Here is a 17,381-nt window from a genome sequence, read left to right on the forward strand (position 1 = left end):
AGTGCGAATATTCCAACTGCCATTAACGACGACGGCGGCCCGGCCACCTGTGTGGCTGGGCCGCCGTCGGAAATTCTTGCGGCGGTTCCGGGCTAGTTCACGGGTCCGGTGAACTTCTCACCTGGGCCTTTGCCAGGGGCGTCGGGGATAAGGGAAGCCTCGCGGAACGCCAGCTGGAGGGAACGCAGCCCATCACGCAAGGGCCCGGCGTGCTGGGAGCCGATTTCGGGGGCAGCCGCCGTTACCAGGCCGGCCAAAGCGGTGATGAGTTTGCGGGCCTCGTCGAGGTCTTTGAGGTCTTCTGCGTTGGGGTCGTCGGCAAGGCCGACTTTCACAGCGGCGGCGCTCATCAGGTGGACCGCGCCGGTGGTGATGACCTCTACGGCCGGAACTTCCGCGATGTCGCGGATCTGCTGGGAAACCCCGGCGTCGGCGGCGGGGGCTGTGGCTGTGTCCTCGGAGTAGGAGTTGCGCGGATTGCTGTCTTCAGTGCTCATACTGGTAAGCTTGTCACAGACCGACTGGAAGTCGTTATTCGCATTAAATGCTCCCGCCCGTGCAATGTGCGCTCGGCGGGTTATTTCTGTAGAATTGATTTTCAGTTTGCAAGCGGAGTTCTCTCCCACCCGCGTCAGCCGTTTCCCTTCGGGGACAGGATTCCCTCAGGGAACAAGAGGTTGCCGGGTACAGGTCGGACACACGGAGGCGCAGCCTCCCGAGTGCGTGCTTCCCCTTCAAGGGAACACATCCGATCCTTGAGGCCTTCGATTGCACCAGCAATTGGAGGCCTTCTCTATTTGCCGGTGAAACTCACCACAACCACAGGAGCTTTAACATTAGCGAGCCAAGAATCAATGAGCGTATCCGCGTCCCCGAGGTGCGGCTGGTCGGCCCTGCCGGCGAACAGGTAGGAATTGTCCGCATCGAGGACGCCCTGCGTCTTGCTGCCGAATCCGATCTCGATCTCGTTGAAGTTGCCCCGCAGGCTAAGCCTCCTGTTTGCAAGTTGATGGACTTCGGCAAGTACAAGTACGAGGCTGCCGTCAAGGCGCGTGAGGCCCGCAAGAACCAGACCAACACGGTTCTTAAGGAAATCCGTTTCCGCCTGAAGATCGACAAGCACGACTACGAAACCAAGCGCGGACACGCACTTCGTTTCCTCGGTGCCGGGGACAAGGTCAAGGCAATGATCCAGTTCCGTGGCCGCGAACAGCAGCGTCCTGAGATGGGCATCCGCCTGCTTCAGAAGTTTGCTGAAGACGTAGCCGAGGTTGGCATTGTCGAGTCCAGCCCTCGCATCGATGGCCGCAACATGGTCATGGTGATCGGTCCGCTGAAGAACAAGGCCGAAGCCAAGGCTGAAGCCCGGCGTGCCGCCCAGCGTGCAGAAGCCAAGGCGCAGAACGAGGCCAAGGCATCCGGACGCGTGGACACCACGGGTGACCAGGCTCCGCTGACGCAGACCCTGGGTGACCTTCTTCCGGCAGGCCTGCTTGCTTCCGAAGAAGAGCCCAAGCAGGAAGCCGTGGAAGCTCCCGAGGTCGAAGCTCCCGTTGCTGAAGAGGCTCCGGTTGTTGAAGAAGCCCCGGTAGTTGAAGAGGTTCCGGTAGCTGAAGAGGCTCCGGTAGTTGAAGAGGCTCCCGTGGTTGAGGAAACCCCGGCGCCAGTAGTCGAAGAAGCACCCGTGGTTGCGGAAGCCCCGGCTGTGAAGGCTGCACCGGCGGAGAAAGCCCCGGCCCCCAAGGCAGCCCCCGCACCGGCAGCGGTCCCGCAGGCAGCTCCGAAGCCAGCTGTTCCGGCAGCTGCCCCGAAGCCTGCAGTTCCCTCGGCTCCGAAGCCCGTCGCCAAGCCGGCAGCTCCCAAGCCGGCAGCTCGGCCCGCAGCCCCCAAGGCTGCGCCGAAGCCTGCATCACGCAAGACCAACTAGTTCAGCGCCGCGGAGGCCCTGGCCTCCAACGGCAAGCAACCAGCACGCCGGCCCCCGTAGGCCGGCTGCACGAAAGAACTGCGGACTTTGTCCGTGGACACGTAAGGAGATCGGTTCCCATGCCGAAGATGAAGACCCACAGCGGTGCTAAGAAGCGCTTCAAGCTGACCGGCACCGGCAAGCTGAAGCGTCAGCAGGCCAACCGCCGCCACTACCTGGAGCACAAGTCCTCCACGCTGACCCGTCGCCTCGCCGGCGACAAGATCGTCTTCAAGGGCGATGCCAAGGTCATCAAGAAGATGCTCGGCGTCTAAGTTCCAAGTTCTTTGGTTGCTGCCATCCGGTAGCGGCCGACTACACCAAAAGCCTTCTCAGGCCGGCCGGTTCTCCGGCAGTAGCAGCTTGGGATAAAGATTTCTGAAGGAGTACGCACGTGGCACGTGTGAAGCGGGCGGTAAACGCCCACAAGAAGCGCCGGGTTATCCTCGAACGCGCCAAGGGTTACCGCGGTCAGCGTTCGCGCCTGTACCGCAAGGCCAAAGAGCAGCTGCTGCACTCGTTTGTGTACAGCTACGGCGACCGCCGCAAGAAGAAGGGTGATTTCCGTCGCCTCTGGATCCAGCGCATCAACGCTGCATCCCGCGCCAACGGCCTCACCTACAACCGCTTGATCCAGGGCCTCAAGGCCGCTGAGGTTGAGGTTGACCGCCGCATGCTTGCCGAACTGGCTGTCTCGGACGCAAACGCATTTGCCGCTCTGGTGAACATTGCCAAGGCTGCCCTCCCGGCCGACACGTCCGCTCCGGCTGCCAAGGCTGAGGTTGCTGCACCGAAGGCTGCCAAGGTTGCTCCGGCTGCTGCTTCTGCAACGGCTGTCAAGGCTGCTGTTTCCGAGAAGCCGGCCATCGATGGCGCTATTGCTGCCGTTGAAGGCGAAGGTGCTCCGGAAGGCCACGCCATCAAGGGCAACGCCGAGTCCAAGAAGTACCACGTACCGGGTTCCACTTGGTACGAGAACACGGCTGCTGAGTACTGGTTCTCCACCGTTGAGGCTGCAAAGGCTGCTGGCTTCGAGCCGGCCGGCGGCGAAGCCCGCCAGCAGATCAAGAACTAGTCGCAACTGCCACTAAAGTTCTTTATATGAACCAAACCGGGCGCCCGCAAGACTTTCCGATGACCAACCCCCGAGCAGATCGGGTGAGGGACGTCGCCAAGCTTGCCGGGCGCCCGGCTCGTTTAAAGCGCGGCCGTTTCCTGGCTGAGGGTCCACAGGCGGTGCGCGAGGCCTTGACGCTTCACCGTGAGCGCATAGCGGCAGGCGGTAGCGCCGTCGTGCATGAAGTCTTTGCGAGCGAGGCCTGCCTGGACCGGCTGCCGGAACTCGCGGACCTTGCAGAAGGAACGCAGCTTCGGCTGGCCAGTGACGAGGTTTTGTCCGCCATGGCGGACACTGTCAATCCGCAAGGCATTGTTGCCGTGTGTAGTTTTGTGGATGTCAGCCTTGAATCAGTGCTCGACGCCGGTCCTCGCCTGATTGCGGTGATGTGCCAGGTCCGGGACCCCGGCAATGCAGGCACGGTCCTGCGTGCGGCCGACGCTGCAGGTGCTGATGCTGTGGTGCTGACGGGCTCCAGCGTGGACATTTACAACCCCAAGGCGGTCCGGTCCACGGCCGGTTCGTTGTTTCACCTCCCGGTCGTCCTGGGGGCTGATGTTGAAGAGCTCGTGGCGCGTTGCCGGGAACGGGGGATCGGCGTCCTGGCCGCTGACGGCTATGGGACAGTGAACCTGGACAAGCTCCAGGACGAGAATGCTGCCCGCAGGCTTGGAAACGGCGATGTGGCCTCTGATTATGCGCTTGAGGCGCCTACGGCATGGTTGTTCGGGAACGAGGCTCAAGGGTTGTCCGACGCCGAATTGGCTCTTGCGGATCACCGTGTAGCTGTTCCTGTCTATGGGGCAGCGGAGAGCTTGAACCTGGGTACAGCGGCCACTGTTTGCCTCTATGCAAGTGCCCGTTCGCAGCAGGGCGCCCGGGTCGGGAATGCATAAATAACCCGACGCCCGGTACGGTAATTCTTGCAAGATCGTCACGATGACGACTCTTCTTGGCCCATTCCAAACTTTCCCAAAACCGAAGAGGTGAAGCTTTCGTGGCTGCAAGTGGCGGTACCAAAGCGATCGTGGCGGCCCTCGCCGCGAACCTGACCATCGCTGTCCTGAAGTTCGTTGCGTTCGTCCTGACGATGTCATCGTCCATGCTCGCTGAAGCCATCCACTCAGTGGCAGACTCCGGCAACCAGATCCTTCTCCTGGTGGGTGGCAAGCGCGCGCAGCGTGCGGCGAGCCCCGAGCACCCCTTTGGCTACGGCCGCGAGCGGTACATCTACGCGTTCATCGTGTCCATTGTCCTCTTCAGCGTGGGTGGCCTCTTTGCCCTGTACGAGGCATGGGAGAAGTTCCAGCACCCGCACGGCATCGAAGGCGACTTCTGGTGGGTGCCGTTGGCCGTCCTGGTTGGCGCCATCATTGCCGAGTCGTTCTCTTTCCGAACCGCCATCGTGGAATCGAACCATATCCGTGGCAAGCAGACGTGGGCCAAGTTCATCCGCAACGCCAAGCAACCCGAACTGCCTGTCATCCTCCTTGAAGACTTCGGTGCCTTGCTGGGCTTGGTTTTCGCGCTCTTCGGCGTCAGCATGACCCTCGTAACGGGGGATGGCGTCTGGGACGCGCTCGGTACCGCAATGATCGGCCTTCTCCTGGTAGCCATCGCCGTTATCCTTGCGGTCGAAACCAAGTCGCTCCTGCTGGGTGAGTCGGCTACCAAAGACGACGTTGCGCGCATCACTGAGGCATTGCAGGCCGACGGAACCCGCATCATCCATCTCAAGACCATGCACCTGGGGCCTGAAGAACTCTTGGTTGCTGCCAAGATCACGATGGGTGCCGCCGATACCGGCCAGGCAATTGCACGAGTCATCGACGACGCCGAGCAGCGGATCCGGGCGGCTGTTCCGATTGCGCGGGTCATCTACTTGGAACCGGATGTAGAGCGCGTACAGGCATAGTCCGGTCAGCATTAAGAAAGGATGGGCTCCGCTATTCGCGGAGCCCATCCTTTCTTGTTGAAGTGGACAGCTGCTGGTCAGCGAGCCGCAGGCTGGTCAGGTGGCCAGCGGTTTCTTGCGTTCCAGCAGGCCGCTGATGATGGCGACTCCCAAGCCGAGGATTGCGAGCACCGCACCAACAAGGGCCGGAGCCACGTAGCCCCAACCCCAGGCGATCACGGTACCGCCGAGGAAAGCGCCCAGCGCGTTGGCAATGTTCAGGGCGGAGTGGTTCAGGGACGAAGCGAGCGAGGCTGCGCCTGGAGCAGCATCCAGGAGCCGCGTCTGCAAAGCTGGCGTCAGCATTGAACCGATGCCGCCGACGACGAAGGCCATGATGAAGGCGGACCAAGCCCAGTGCGCCGCGATGGCGTAAACCACCAGGGCTGCGGCGATACCGGGCATGACCCAATAGATGGTGCCCATGACTGACTTATCGGCAATGCGGCCCCCGATGATGTTGCCTGCCACCATGCCCAGTCCGTACAACGCCACCACCGCGGGAATGAGGCCTTCGGGTATCCCTGCCACGCCGGTCATAGTGTGGGCGATGTAGGTGTAGACGGCGAAGAACCCACCAAAGCCGATGATTCCGATCAGCAACGCAAGCCACACCTGGAGCCGCTTGAGGGCTCCCAACTCGCGCCGAATACTGGCTTCGGGGTGCGCTGCTTCGAAGGGAACGAATTTCCACACCATGACTACGGTAAGCATGCCAATGACCCCCACAATGATGAAGAGAAGCCTCCAGCCGAAGGTCTGGCCCACCCAGGTAGCCAGGGGCACGCCGATGACGTTGGAGACAGTCAAGCCTGCCATCACCATGGAGATGGCCCAACCTCGTTTAGTGGGTGCCACCAATCCCGCAGCGATGACGGCAGCCACACCGAAGAACGCGCCATGGGGCAAACCGGAAGCGAAGCGCGAAAGCAGCATGAAGCCGTAGTCGGGTGCAATGAAGGAGGTCAGGTTGGCGATGGATAGGAACAGCATCAACCCCAACGCCAAGTGCTTCCTGGGCAGTTTCGCTCCAAATGCCGCGAAGATGGGCGCTCCAATAACGACGCCCAGGGCGTAGGCGGAGATGAGGTTACCGGCCTCCGGGGTGCTGATGCCCAGGCCTTCCTCGATTTCCTTGAGAAGTCCCATCATGGCGAATTCTGTGGTGCCGATGGCGAACCCGCCCATGGCCAGCGCGAGGATGGCCAAACCTAGGTGACGCCTTTCTGTGGCGACGGCGGTTGGGGACACGGTGATAGTCATGAGCCTGCTTCTTGAGGTGCCTTGAGGGCGTGGGGAAAGGTGGAGAAAATCCGATTACAAGTTTAGTCCGGTGCCCAACACTTTGACGTCGCAATGTGACGATGCCCATGATCCCCACCACCCATAGACTGATTCGGTGACTGGATTGATAAACGTGGTGGGTGCCGCCGTCGTCGATTCCCTGGACGCTCCTGGTCGACTCCTTGCAGCGCGTCGCACCGCGCCGCCGCAGTTCGCCGGAATGTGGGAATTTCCCGGCGGAAAAGTGGAGGACGGCGAATCGTCCGAGGCTGCCCTGCATCGGGAGCTCGCGGAAGAGCTGGGAGTGACTGTTCGGCTGGGTGCCGAGCTGGAGTCCGGGGAAGCAGCGGGATGGCCCCTCAATGAGCGCGCGGCCATGCGTGTGTGGTTGGCGGAACTCGCTGAAGGCACACCCCAGGCGCTTGAAGATCACGACGAGTTGCGCTGGGTATCTCTGGTTGATGGCGGGGAAGCTCTTAGCCTTGCCTGGATCCCGGCGGACTTCCCTATCGTCAGGGCACTGTTGGAACGCGTGGCTGCACCTGCCTAGGCCTGTTTACTGCTTCTTCACTGGGCGTCTGTTCAGAAAAGTCGCTCTTGGCCTGGCAGCGGCGTGCCGACAACAGCATCCGCGCCCGGAGTTGCAGGGGTGGCTGGACGGGCATTCCGGTGGCTGAAGCCATGCGTCCCGGTAAAGCCGTGCTTGGCCTTGAAGTGATTGACCCTGCCCGATAACCAGGTTCGGTATTCCTTGGAGGCATAAGAACCCTGTCCGTACAGGCGGCGGTACCGGCCCACGAGTTCGGGATGGTGGGCGGCGAGCCACTTCATGTACCACTCCCGCGTACCGGGCTTGAGGTAGAGGGCTCCGGCAGTGACGCCCGTGGCGCCGGCCTTGGAAAGTTCCGAGAAAAGGGATTCAAGGGCTTCGTCTGAATCCGTGAGCCAAGGCAGGATGGGCATAGCCATGACTCCGCAACCCAGACCTGCTTCACGTAGCCGCGCAATGAGCTTGAGGCGGGCCCTCGGCGAGGGGGTCCCGGGCTCGACAATCTCAGCAAGGTCCTCGTTGGTCATGGCCAGTGAGATCCCCAGGTCCACCGGGACCTGGGTGGCCGCGTGCTTGAGCAGGGGAATGTCCCGGGCAAGCAACGTGCCTTTGGTCAGGATGGAAAACGGGGTGCCTGAATCTGCCAGGGCCCGGATGATCCCTGGCATCAGCGCGTATCGGCCTTCGGCGCGCTGGTAGGGGTCTGTGTTGGTTCCCAGGGCCACCTGGTGCCGTTCCCAGGAAGGTTTGGCGAGTTCCCTCCGAAGGACCTCTGCCGCGTTGATCTTGACCACCACCTGGGAATCGAAGTCACGTCCGGCGTCGAACTCCAGGTAGGTGTGGGTCTTCCGGGCGAAGCAGTAGACGCAGGCGTGACTGCAACCCCTATAGGGATTCACTGTCCACTCGAAAGGCATATTGGAACCGGAAGGCACCTTGTTGAGCACTGACTTTGCGGTGACCTCATGGAAGGTGACTCCGGAGAATTCGGGTGTTGAGATGGAACGCACAAGCCCGGCCAGCGGCAGCAGGGCATCCAAGGCCGGGGCGGGCCCCGGAGCCGTACTGCCAAGGCTTTCGGACGCCGGTCCACGGGTTGGCGAAAGTGCTTGTGCGTCCCATCTCATGCACTCCATTCGAATGTATGTTCGAACCAATGTCAAGGTCCCCGAATGCCGATTCAGGAGCTTGCTAAGGTTGGCCCATGATTCTGCTGACTGGATTCGAACCGTTTGGCGATCAAGAGGTCAATCCGTCCTGGGCGGCTGCCCTGCGCGCACGCGACATCCTGCGCTCCGAGGGGCACAAGGTGGAAGCTTTAGAGCTGCCCTGCGTGTTCGGTGAAGCGGCAACCGTCCTGCTCGATGCCGTAAAAACCCTAACGCCGGACGTCGTGCTGTGCGCGGGATTGGCCGGAGGGAGGGACAGGGTCTCCCTGGAGCGCGTTGCCATCAACTGCGATGATGCCCGCATCCCTGATAACAAGGGCCAGCGGCCCATCGACCAGGAAGTGGTTCCCGGCGGTCCGGCGGCGTACTTCTCGACGCTGCCGATCAAAGCCGCCCTACGGAACCTGCAGATCGCCGGCATCAAGGGTGAGGTTTCGCAGTCTGCAGGTACTTACGTTTGCAACCATGTGTTTTATGCGCTGATGAACGCCCTGTCAGGGAAGGCCGGCGTTCGGGCAGGGTTTGTCCATCTTCCCTTTCTTCCGGAGCAGGTGCCCGCGGGGAGCCTGACTGCCTCCATGCCACTGGAATCCATGGCTGCCGGCATCGCGGTGGTCGTCAGGACGGCAGTCCAGGCGCCTGTGGATGGACCTAGGGATTCAAGAGTTCCCATTCCACGGTGACGCTTGCGGCTACCGATGACTCCCCGGCCTCGATAGGAAGTGCGTCAGCAGCAGAGGCCCTGACGAGTCCACCCATCGGGATAGGGGAGCCCGGCAGGGGATGCTGGGAAATGGAGACTACGGAGCCCAGCCGGGCTGAGGCCAGGGACGCGTACTGCTCCGCCCGCTGAAGGGCGTCCTGCCATGCGGCTTCCTGCGCCTGGCTGGTGACCGGAGAGATGTCTGCAAAACCCTGCTCTATGCCGTTGATCCGGATGTCGTCCCCACCGGCGGCCACCGCCGCTGCGATGGTGGCCGGTGCCTGGGTATGGGAGCGGATGCCGACGCGAACATTAGTGGACGCCACATAGGCGGTAACCTTTTGCCCTTGTCCCTCCACCCATACGAGGTCCGCCCGCAGGTTCAGGGCGCTGGTACGCAGATCGGCGTCATGCACGCCTGCAGCGCGCAAACTGGCGACGACGGCGGCGGCCGCCTTCCCTGCGTCGTCGTATGCCCTGGATGCAGTCTCCCGTCGCGTCTCGACGCCCAAAGTCAGTGTCACCAGGTCCGGAACTGCCTTGGCGCTCGCACTTCCGGTGACGGTTATGGTGCGTTTCATGCTTCGGCCTCGATTCCATGGTCAATGTAGCCGCCTGCGGCCAGTCCAGCCTGCCGTTCAAAGAAATTCCTCGACGCCGGATTGCCGGTGCGCAGCATGGACCACCCGGCCGCGACACCATAGAAAACGAGGAACGGCAACCCCAGGCAATAGGCGTACTGCGTGCTGTGCCGCTCCTCATGGGCAAGGAGCCGCTCATTGCGTCCTGCCAGGCCGTGGGCTGCGCGGTAGAGGACGACGTTCCCCACAGTAAACGCTCCGGCGTGTGGGAGCTTCCAGGCATACCCTGCTGCTATCAGCAGTCCCCGGGGCCCACGCGAAATGCGCGATCGGGACGTCCGCGCGACCAACAGCCCCAACGGTGTGGTCAGGTTCAGCATGTTGGCGACTTGCCGTAAGCGCTGCCCGGGAGTCATGAAGCCATGCTAGACCCGTGGCGTATGGCACGGCAGGATCGGCGGGGATACGCTGTTCACGCACCGGGCGCGCCTGGTGCGTACTCACTCCAGGGGGAAGAGGAAAAATGAACGTCAAACGCGCCATGGGCGTCGTCGGTGTCATGATCGCAGTCATGGTGGCACTGACCGGTTGCTTCAAGCTCAACATGGCGGTGAAGGTCAACAACGAAAAGAGCATCGATTACGAGGTTGTCTACGCCATCCAAAAATCGGTCCTGGGCGAGAAGTCCTTCGACGAATTCATGGAGACCAACGGCAACGGCAGTGAAGACATGGACATCCCCGACGGTGCCCAGGTTGTGGACTACGAGGACGATAAGTACAAGGGGAAGCGGATCACCGCGGTTAATTTGGACCCCGGCAAGCTTGGCGAATCATCGGGTTCGGATTCCTCCTTCGAGCTGAAGAAGGATGGAGATTTCTACTTCATCACCATGGGCGGAGTCACGGGCTCGGACAGCAGCGATCCGGCAGCGGCCAGAATGGCCAAGTCCGTCTTCGACGAAGCCACCGTCAAATTCACGTTCCCGGGCAAGGTTGTCGAGGCCAAGGGTGCGGCGGTGGACGGCAACACTGCCACCTTCGACATGCTCTCCATCAGTGAAACCACCGTCCAGGCCAAGGCCGAGGCCAGCGCGGGCATTCCGATGTGGATCATCTGGATCCTCGTAGCCGTACTCGTTGTCGCTGCAGCCTTGGTGCTCCTCTTCGTCTTGCTGCGCAGGAAGTCTGGCCAGCAGGCGCCGGCGCTCGCAGGGGCGGCAACTTACAATCAGCCCGGCTACGCGCCTCAGCAGTCCGGCTACCCCCAGCAGCCTGGATACCCGCAACAGCCTGGCCAGCAAGGTTTCCAGCCGCCCCAGCAAAACTGGGCAGGGCAGGGTTACACACCTGGAAGCCAGCCAACCCAACAACCCCCGGCGCCGCAGCCTACGCAGGTGCAAGCAGAACAACCAAAGCACGACGACGGCCAGGTTCCTCCGCCGCCTGCCGTGCCACCGGCGTCGGGTACTTAGAACACGGACGTGCCTCAGCGGTTAGATGGCGCCTGTGAGCTTCAACTAGACTGAAGGGTAGTGCCTGCCGTCCGCGGTGAGCACTGCCCTTTCGTTTTGCAGGCCAGCCATGCCGGCCGCTCCCGACTCGTAGCTAAGAACAGTAGATGACTGACACTTTGCCAGGCGCTGCCATCCCGAATCCGCTGGATGAAGCCGCCATCAACGCCGCCGTTGAGGATGCGATCGCCGCGATTGCGGCTGCCTCCTCCCTCGAAGAACTCAAGGCTGTCCGCCTCGCCCACACTGGCGAGAAGTCGCCCCTGAGCCTGGCCAACCGTGAAATCGGTGGCCTTGCCAAGGAACACAAGGCTGCCGCCGGAAAGCTCATGGGATCCTCACGCGGCCGGGTCAACCAGGCGCTCGCCGCCCGGACCGAAGTATTGGAAGCCGAGAATGATGCCCGGATCCTGGTAGAGGAAACCGTTGATGTCACGGCTGCTCCGCGTCGACGCCGTGCCGGTGCCCGGCACCCGCTCTCAACGCTGCAGGACCGTGTTTCGGACATCTTCGTGGGCATGGGCTGGGAAATTGCCGAAGGTCCCGAGGTTGAGTCCGAGTGGTTCAACTTCGACGCCCTGAACTTCAAGCCGGACCACCCGGCCCGCGAAATGCAGGACACGTTCTTCGTGGAGCCTCCCGAAGCGCACCTCCTCATGCGCACCCACACCTCTCCGGTTCAGGTCCGTTCCATGCTGGAGCGCGAGGTTCCCATCTACGTGCTGTGCCCGGGCAAGGTGTTCCGCACTGATGAACTCGACGCAACGCACACGCCAGTCTTCCACCAGTTCGAAGGCCTGGCGATTGACAAGAACCTGAGCATGGCCGACCTCCGTGGAACGCTGGAGCACTTCGCCCGGCAGATGTTCGGCGACGAAGCCTCCATCCGCCTGCGCCCCAACTACTTCCCGTTCACCGAGCCGTCTGCTGAGCTGGACATCTGGCACCCTGGCGCCAAGGGCGGTCCCCGCTGGATCGAATGGGGCGGCTGCGGCATGGTCAACCCCAACGTCCTCCGGGCTGCCGGCATCGATCCGGATGTCTATTCAGGTTTTGCCTTCGGCATGGGCATCGAGCGCACGCTCATGTTCCGCAACGAGGTCGGCGATATGCGCGACATGATCGAGGGCGATGTACGTTTCAGCGAGCACTTCGGGATGGAGATCTAACAGTGCGTATCCCACTTTCCTGGCTGCGTGAGTTCGCGCAGGTTCCGGCCGATGCTACGGCCGAAGACGTCATGGCTGACCTCGTCAAGGTCGGTTTCGAAGAAGAAGAAGTCCACCGTCCCACGGATGAACTCAAGGGCCCGATTGTGGTGGGCCAGGTGCTGAGCTTGGTCAAGGAACCGCAGTCCAATGGCAAGACCATCAACTGGTGCCAGGTCCGTGTTGTCCCTGAAGGGCAGGAACAGACCCTGACTGGCGAGGGAATCGATCCCTCCGGCGTGCAGGGCATCATTTGCGGCGCCCACAACTTCGTGGAAGGCGACAAAGTTGTTGTCACGCTTCCCGGGGCTGTGCTGCCGGGAAACTTCAAGATCTCGGCGCGGAAGACCTACGGCCACCTGTCTGCGGGCATGATCGCTTCCGTCCGCGAACTGGGTATCGGCGAGGACCATGATGGAATCCTGGTCCTCTCAAGGATCGGGCTGGATCCGGAAATCGGCACGGACGCGATGGAACTCCTTGGTCTCTATGACCAGGCCGCAGAAATCAACGTGACCCCGGACCGCGGTTACGCCTTCTCCATCCGCGGTGTGGCACGCGAGTATGCACACGCCACCGGAACATCCTTCGTTGACCCGGCCTCCAAGGTCAACGCTCCGGCAAGCCTCCAAGGCGGGTATGGCGTCAAGCTCAACGACGACGCCCCCATCTATGGCAAGCCGGGCTGCGACCGCTTCGTGGCACGCACAGTGCGTGGCGTGGACGCTTCCCGTCCCACCCCGCCGTGGATGTCCGCGCGTCTTCGTCTGGCCGGCGTCCGTTCCATCTCCCTGCCGGTTGATATCTCCAACTACGTCATGCTTGAGCTCGGCCAGCCGAACCACTGCTACGACCTCGACAGGCTTGCGGGCGACATCGTGGTCCGACGTGCCGTTGCGGGGGAGAAGATCACCACGTTGGATGACAAAGAGCGCACGCTCGACGTCGAAGACCTGCTGATCACTGATGACTCCGGAGCCATCGGCATCGCCGGGGTGATGGGCGGTGCCCACACCGAGGTTTCGGATGCCACCACGAACATCCTGGTGGAAGCGGCACACTTCGATGAAGTATCGATCGCCCGTTCGCGTCGTCGCCACAAGCTCCCGTCCGAGGCCTCCAAGCGTTTCGAGCGCGGCGTTGACTGGCACGTTGCCAATATCGCCGCTCAGCGCGTGGTGGACCTCTTGGTTGAACTGGCTGGTGGCACCGCTGACGAGTCCGGTACCGACGTCGGAACCGCTCCTGACGCCGTCACCATTGAACTGCCGGCAGAGTTCGCTGCCGCCCGGATTGGCATCGACTTCACGGAAGAGCAGATCACCACATCCCTGGTGGATCTTGGTGCTGCCGTGGAAAAGACTGCCACCGGCTATCTGGTGACAGCTCCGAGCTGGCGCAACGACCTTGAAACCAAGGAAGACCTCTCCGAGGAAATTGCCCGTCTGGTTGGTTATGACAACATCCCGGCGACCCTTCCTGTTGCGCCTCCGGGCCGTGGCCTGAGCCGCAGTCAGCAGCAGAAGCGCCGCGTCGTGCAAGCACTCGCGGACGCCGGACTGACGGAAGTCCTGTCCTATCCGTTCGTGGCCAAGGCAGCCAACGACACCTTCGGCGTTGCCGTTGAGGGCCAGGCGCGTCCCGCGCTGAAGCTGGCGAACCCCATCAGCGAGGAGCACGGTTACCTCCGTACGTCCATCCTGCCGGGCCTGATCGAGGTGGCCCGCCGCAATCACTCACGCGGCTTCCGCGATCTGGCATTGTATGAAGCCGGTTCGGTCTTCCTCCCTGGCGACAAGCTGGGCACGGATTCCATTCCGCCGCTGGGCGTCAAGCCGGCCGACGAGGTACTGGATGCACTGTACGACGGCGTCCCGCACCAGCCGCTGCACATCGCCGCCGTTTTGACTGGCCATGATTCACCCGCAGCCGCGACGCACACGCCGCGTGCATGGGACTGGGCCGATGCTTTGGATGTCGCCCGGCTCATCGCTGATGTTCTCGGCGTTGAACTCGTAGTCAGCCAGGGAAGCCACCAGGCGTTCCATCCCGGACGTGCCGCACAGCTCGCGCTGCGATCCGGCGACGTGGTGGGCTACGCCGGCGAACTGCACCCGAAGCTGTTGGCGGCCCATGACATGCCCGCCCGCTCGGTGGCCCTCGAGGTCAACGTGGAGGCGCTGTTCGAAGCTGCTGCCGACGTCATTGTTGCCAAGCACATCTCCGGATTCCCGGTGGCCACACAGGATGTTGCCCTGGTTGTTCCGCAGGACGTGCCGGCTGACGAGGTCCTTGCCGCGTTGCGTGAAGGCGCCGGTGAGCTCCTTGAAGACGTAGCGTTGTTCGATGTCTACGTCGGTCCTGGCATTGAGGAAGGCAAGAAATCCTTGGCCTTCGGCCTTCGCTTCCGCGCCGCTGACCGCACGCTCACTGCGGACGAGGCATCGGAGGCCCGCGCTGGCGCCGTGGCTGTTGCTGCAGAGCGCTTCGGAGCAGTCCAGCGCTGATCCACCCGCTGTGAGCGGGATCCCCGGAACCTGAGGGTTCCGGGGATCCTTTCTTTAGCGAGGTTTGTCTTTGGCGCAACTATGCCTGGGTCTGAGTCGAAGGCTGCCAGGTTCCAGATATCGGGCTGTGCAGGACACGTAACCTTTGCTTCCGTGCTGGTTGTAGCAACTGTGAAACCTTAAGAAATATTTGAAAAGGCGCATCACGATTTCGCCCTAAGTGACACTAAAGCGGATTAAGCAGTCATCTCAAATCGAATGGACATTAAATTGATTTTCCGTCTTGCAAGTCGCTTTTAACTGGTTTCCTTACTAAATGACACCTATGGTTAGTTCAGACATTGGGGGTGTCGCGCGAGGCGAGGTCAAACCAAGCATTCGGGGAGTCTCTGGTGATCTAACGATGGACGCCAATACTGATCTTTTCCTGCTGCTATCTGGGCATGGACGGGATTGGTATCGGGACATTTGAATACCAGAAACGAGGGGAAAATATCGTGAACATTCGTCGAAGCCTTGCTGGAAGCATCATTGCAATTGGTCTTTCTGCAGTGGGAGGCGCGGCAGCAGTAGCCGCCACCGTATATCCTGGGGAGGGCGGTGTGTGGAACTACGGTGTCGTTAGTGGAGTGCACCTCTTCTCCGATTACTTCCAGCAAAATCTGTGTCATGGTTCGTCAACACAGAATGACTGGGGCTACTCGTCCTCACCCAACGTGGCTGCTGGAACTTGGTCGAACAACTCCCAAGCAACGTCGAGCTTCCAGAACAACCGGGCCTATTACCGCATCACTGGTTGCTAGTAAAAGTGTTCTTGCGCTGCACCGTGTGCAAATGCGGTGCAGCGCACGACCGTAGGGTGGAATCATGTTGAAGATCCTGGTCCGCTTTGCCGCTGTAGCGATAGCAGCTTTGATTGCTTTGATTGCTGGCGTCTATTCAGCTGCGGCAGATCTCGATGGGTTACCCGATGCTGACTACGTGTCATCAATTCGCTTCGACAGCAGCCCGCTATCCCGCGAGGAAATCATTGACCGGTTGGATGATTACGCCGACTCTTCGCGTACAGGCATCATCCGGGTAGCGAGTGCGCCGGATGATTTTCTGAATAAGCGCGTCGCATTCGCCTTCGGCTCAGGGGATATCGAGAATATGGATATCGACTGGTTCTCGCCCACCATGAGCGGATCGATGATGAAGTCAGGCGATCTCGGCATTACGTCGCTGAATGGCGTCTACGCTCTCTACGCGAGCGACTCTCAAGCGGTAGCCTTTCAGGCCTGGGCCATGAGTGATCTCAAAGCCGAAGCGGTGCTCAACGAGAAGACTCCTCTTGGGTTGCTTTCCTATGCTCTTCTAACTGTTGGAGCTTGGGTGCCGATGTCAGCGGCAATCTTGCTGCTAGGTGCCACGATCATGTCGTGGTACGTGCTGCGCGCGCGCGGCCGGGAGCTGCGGATCATGGCGGGCATGCGACTATCGCATATTGTGCTCACTGACCTCCGCTCGTTCTTTGGAGCCATGGCGCTACCTGTCCTCGCAACCTTATTGATCTCAGTTGTCGTCGTGCTGACAACAGGATTTGGCCGTCTTGGGTTTTTCATCTCGGCCTTTGGGCTGTTTACCGGCGCCGTAGCGGTGTTTGCTGTCTTGTTGGCTCTGCTAATTGGGACGCTCACCCTTCCTTCTGTACGGGATATTGCAGCCCGTCGACCGTCAGAGCGAGGTTCCTGGGTGATCAGCGAATTGCTGAAAGTAGTTGCAGTGGTCATCGTTGCCGCCATATTGCCGACCGTTTCCGGCGTGGTTTCGAACGCTTCGGCTGCCATATCTCAAGGCGCGACATGGGAATCCATGGGCGACAGCGTTACTGTACGTATCGCCAACCGGCTTGGGGACGCCGAAGAGGCGGCATTCGCTGGCCTAACCAGAGACATGGCGAAGCATGACGCTGCGATGTTCTCGATGTCGTTGAGCTCTGACACAGTCAATTTGGTTGACGATCTGGCGGCCGTTGACCTCCGGAATTTGGATTTCGATAGTATTGTCCTCACTGATCGGCAATACCTTGACACCGTTAACGGGGCCGCTGGAGCAATCTGGAAACCCATTGGTGCCCTGCAGTCGCTGGATGAACTACCGGATTCGGTCCAGCGCCAGCTTCTTCCCAACCTGAAACTGTGGACTACGTCCCGACAAGGACCAGATGTTGAGCTGTTCAGCAACACCAGCGACGTCCCGATTGTCGTATCAGGTGGTATGTCAGGAACCCTGGACACAAATCGGCGTCCTCTGATCCTCGTGGTGAATGATTTGGCCCAGTTCGATGACGCCTTCCTGGCATCGGCGGTGAGTCGCGGAAATGTAATATTCACTGATCCCGGACAGGTGGGCGAGCTCTTGAAGGAGCGGGACATGGGGGCGGAAGTCCTGTCGATTGACCGCATAGCCGACTTGGGTCTTTATGACGCCCAGTCGAAGCAACGCAACGCTCAACTCGGCGCAGGGGCCATCGCTCTCGCTGTACTTGCGCTCGTTATGTGCGTAAGCGTAACCGCTTGGATCTTCGCCCTTCTTCGGCGACGTCGCTGGTTCGTACAACACACAGCCGGGAAATCGTGGGGTTCAATCCTCCTGCCGAGACTGTTGTGGGAAGCAACTGCCTCTTTGTTGTTCGGCGCCGTCATGGCCCTGTCGTTCGCAGCACTAGATCCTTCAAGCATTGGGATTTCCGGATTTGCCCCGCTGGTCTACCTTGCCGTCGCATGGTTCCTGCATCAATGGGCGGCAACGACGACGTTCCGCACGACACTCGCACGAAGAGGATAG

At 61.1% G+C, this 17,381-nt stretch carries 16 protein-coding genes; 11 read left to right on the forward strand and 5 right to left on the reverse strand.

Annotated elements, in window-relative coordinates; genetic code table 11:
• Window positions 1–92: 92 nt before the first annotated feature.
• The gene (locus tag LDN75_RS07960; protein WP_223936597.1) at window positions 93–497 is read right to left on the reverse strand and encodes a DUF1844 domain-containing protein; all 405 of its coding nucleotides are present in this window, start codon (window positions 495–497) and stop codon (window positions 93–95) included.
• 380 nt (window positions 498–877) lie between these two features.
• Here LDN75_RS07960 and infC point away from each other — a divergent pair, with 380 nt between their 5' ends.
• From infC to LDN75_RS07985, 5 genes are all read left to right on the forward strand, one after another.
• The gene (infC, locus tag LDN75_RS07965; RefSeq protein ID WP_263422352.1) at window positions 878–1,927 is read left to right on the forward strand and encodes a translation initiation factor IF-3; all 1,050 of its coding nucleotides are present in this window, start codon (window positions 878–880) and stop codon (window positions 1,925–1,927) included.
• A gap of 119 nt (window positions 1,928–2,046) precedes the next feature.
• Window positions 2,047–2,241, forward strand: coding sequence for a 50S ribosomal protein L35 (gene rpmI / locus LDN75_RS07970; protein ID WP_059387794.1), 195 nt, complete (start codon window positions 2,047–2,049; stop codon window positions 2,239–2,241).
• 119 nt (window positions 2,242–2,360) lie between these two features.
• A complete protein-coding gene (rplT, locus tag LDN75_RS07975; protein WP_223936598.1) occupies window positions 2,361–3,041 on the forward strand; it encodes a 50S ribosomal protein L20 in 681 nt (226 codons plus the stop codon).
• A gap of 26 nt (window positions 3,042–3,067) precedes the next feature.
• The gene (locus LDN75_RS07980; protein ID WP_223936599.1) at window positions 3,068–3,979 is read left to right on the forward strand and encodes an RNA methyltransferase; all 912 of its coding nucleotides are present in this window, start codon (window positions 3,068–3,070) and stop codon (window positions 3,977–3,979) included.
• 101 nt (window positions 3,980–4,080) lie between these two features.
• Window positions 4,081–4,998: a cation diffusion facilitator family transporter gene (locus LDN75_RS07985; protein WP_223936600.1), complete on the forward strand. Its 918-nt coding sequence runs from the start codon at window positions 4,081–4,083 to the stop codon at window positions 4,996–4,998.
• Window positions 4,999–5,094: 96 nt separating this feature from the next.
• Here LDN75_RS07985 and LDN75_RS07990 read toward each other — a convergent pair whose 3' ends face one another.
• Complete coding sequence (locus LDN75_RS07990; protein ID WP_223936601.1) at window positions 5,095–6,300, reverse strand: MFS transporter; 1,206 nt, start codon at window positions 6,298–6,300, stop codon at window positions 5,095–5,097.
• A 136-nt stretch (window positions 6,301–6,436) separates the two neighbouring features.
• On the opposite strand from LDN75_RS07990, the gene LDN75_RS07995 reads away from it, so the two are divergent.
• Window positions 6,437–6,871: a (deoxy)nucleoside triphosphate pyrophosphohydrolase gene (locus tag LDN75_RS07995; protein WP_223936602.1), complete on the forward strand. Its 435-nt coding sequence runs from the start codon at window positions 6,437–6,439 to the stop codon at window positions 6,869–6,871.
• A 32-nt stretch (window positions 6,872–6,903) separates the two neighbouring features.
• Here LDN75_RS07995 and LDN75_RS08000 read toward each other — a convergent pair whose 3' ends face one another.
• Window positions 6,904–7,998, reverse strand: a complete 1,095-nt coding sequence (locus tag LDN75_RS08000; RefSeq protein WP_223936603.1) for an Rv2578c family radical SAM protein — start codon at window positions 7,996–7,998, stop codon at window positions 6,904–6,906.
• A gap of 77 nt (window positions 7,999–8,075) precedes the next feature.
• Here LDN75_RS08000 and pcp point away from each other — a divergent pair, with 77 nt between their 5' ends.
• Window positions 8,076–8,723, forward strand: coding sequence for a pyroglutamyl-peptidase I (gene pcp / locus LDN75_RS08005; protein WP_223936604.1), 648 nt, complete (start codon window positions 8,076–8,078; stop codon window positions 8,721–8,723).
• Here the strand turns inward: pcp and LDN75_RS08010 are convergent.
• On the reverse strand, window positions 8,692–9,324 hold the full coding sequence (locus LDN75_RS08010) for an SIMPL domain-containing protein (RefSeq protein WP_223936605.1): 633 nt from the start codon (window positions 9,322–9,324) through the stop codon (window positions 8,692–8,694). The genes pcp and LDN75_RS08010 overlap by 32 nt on opposite strands.
• Window positions 9,321–9,740, reverse strand: coding sequence for a hypothetical protein (locus LDN75_RS08015; protein WP_223936606.1), 420 nt, complete (start codon window positions 9,738–9,740; stop codon window positions 9,321–9,323). The genes LDN75_RS08010 and LDN75_RS08015 overlap by 4 nt, the downstream gene beginning before the upstream one ends.
• Before the next feature lie 107 nt (window positions 9,741–9,847).
• Here LDN75_RS08015 and LDN75_RS08020 point away from each other — a divergent pair, with 107 nt between their 5' ends.
• The 4 genes from LDN75_RS08020 to LDN75_RS08040 all read left to right on the forward strand — a co-directional run bounded on the left by LDN75_RS08020 (window position 9,848) and on the right by LDN75_RS08040 (window position 17,381).
• Window positions 9,848–10,798: a hypothetical protein gene (locus tag LDN75_RS08020; RefSeq protein WP_223936607.1), complete on the forward strand. Its 951-nt coding sequence runs from the start codon at window positions 9,848–9,850 to the stop codon at window positions 10,796–10,798.
• A 146-nt stretch (window positions 10,799–10,944) separates the two neighbouring features.
• Window positions 10,945–12,006, forward strand: a complete 1,062-nt coding sequence (gene pheS / locus LDN75_RS08025) for a phenylalanine--tRNA ligase subunit alpha (RefSeq protein WP_223936608.1) — start codon at window positions 10,945–10,947, stop codon at window positions 12,004–12,006.
• Between the two features lie 2 nt (window positions 12,007–12,008).
• Window positions 12,009–14,552, forward strand: coding sequence for a phenylalanine--tRNA ligase subunit beta (pheT, locus tag LDN75_RS08030; protein WP_223936609.1), 2,544 nt, complete (start codon window positions 12,009–12,011; stop codon window positions 14,550–14,552).
• An 867-nt stretch (window positions 14,553–15,419) separates the two neighbouring features.
• Entirely contained in the window at window positions 15,420–17,381 is a 1,962-nt protein-coding gene (locus LDN75_RS08040) for a hypothetical protein (RefSeq protein WP_223936611.1), read from the forward strand.

This window comes from Arthrobacter sp. StoSoilB5 (assembly GCF_019977235.1).
In the GTDB taxonomy this organism is placed as follows: Bacteria; Actinomycetota; Actinomycetes; order Actinomycetales; family Micrococcaceae; genus Arthrobacter.

What these genes read in the sequence shown, in the direction of transcription:
- rpmI (WP_059387794.1), top strand. Translation starts at nt 2,047, where the DNA reads ATGCCGAAGATGAAGACCCACAGCGGTGCTAAGAAGCGCTTCAAGCTG.
- LDN75_RS07990 (WP_223936601.1), bottom strand. Translation starts at nt 6,300, where the DNA reads ATGACTATCACCGTGTCCCCAACCGCCGTCGCCACAGAAAGGCGTCAC.
- LDN75_RS08015 (WP_223936606.1), bottom strand. Translation starts at nt 9,740, where the DNA reads ATGACTCCCGGGCAGCGCTTACGGCAAGTCGCCAACATGCTGAACCTG.
- LDN75_RS08000 (WP_223936603.1), bottom strand. Translation starts at nt 7,998, where the DNA reads ATGAGATGGGACGCACAAGCACTTTCGCCAACCCGTGGACCGGCGTCC.
- LDN75_RS07960 (WP_223936597.1), bottom strand. Translation starts at nt 497, where the DNA reads ATGAGCACTGAAGACAGCAATCCGCGCAACTCCTACTCCGAGGACACA.
- LDN75_RS08040 (WP_223936611.1), top strand. Translation starts at nt 15,420, where the DNA reads ATGTTGAAGATCCTGGTCCGCTTTGCCGCTGTAGCGATAGCAGCTTTG.
- LDN75_RS08020 (WP_223936607.1), top strand. Translation starts at nt 9,848, where the DNA reads ATGAACGTCAAACGCGCCATGGGCGTCGTCGGTGTCATGATCGCAGTC.
- LDN75_RS08010 (WP_223936605.1), bottom strand. Translation starts at nt 9,324, where the DNA reads ATGAAACGCACCATAACCGTCACCGGAAGTGCGAGCGCCAAGGCAGTT.
- LDN75_RS07980 (WP_223936599.1), top strand. Translation starts at nt 3,068, where the DNA reads ATGAACCAAACCGGGCGCCCGCAAGACTTTCCGATGACCAACCCCCGA.
- pcp (WP_223936604.1), top strand. Translation starts at nt 8,076, where the DNA reads ATGATTCTGCTGACTGGATTCGAACCGTTTGGCGATCAAGAGGTCAAT.
- pheS (WP_223936608.1), top strand. Translation starts at nt 10,945, where the DNA reads ATGACTGACACTTTGCCAGGCGCTGCCATCCCGAATCCGCTGGATGAA.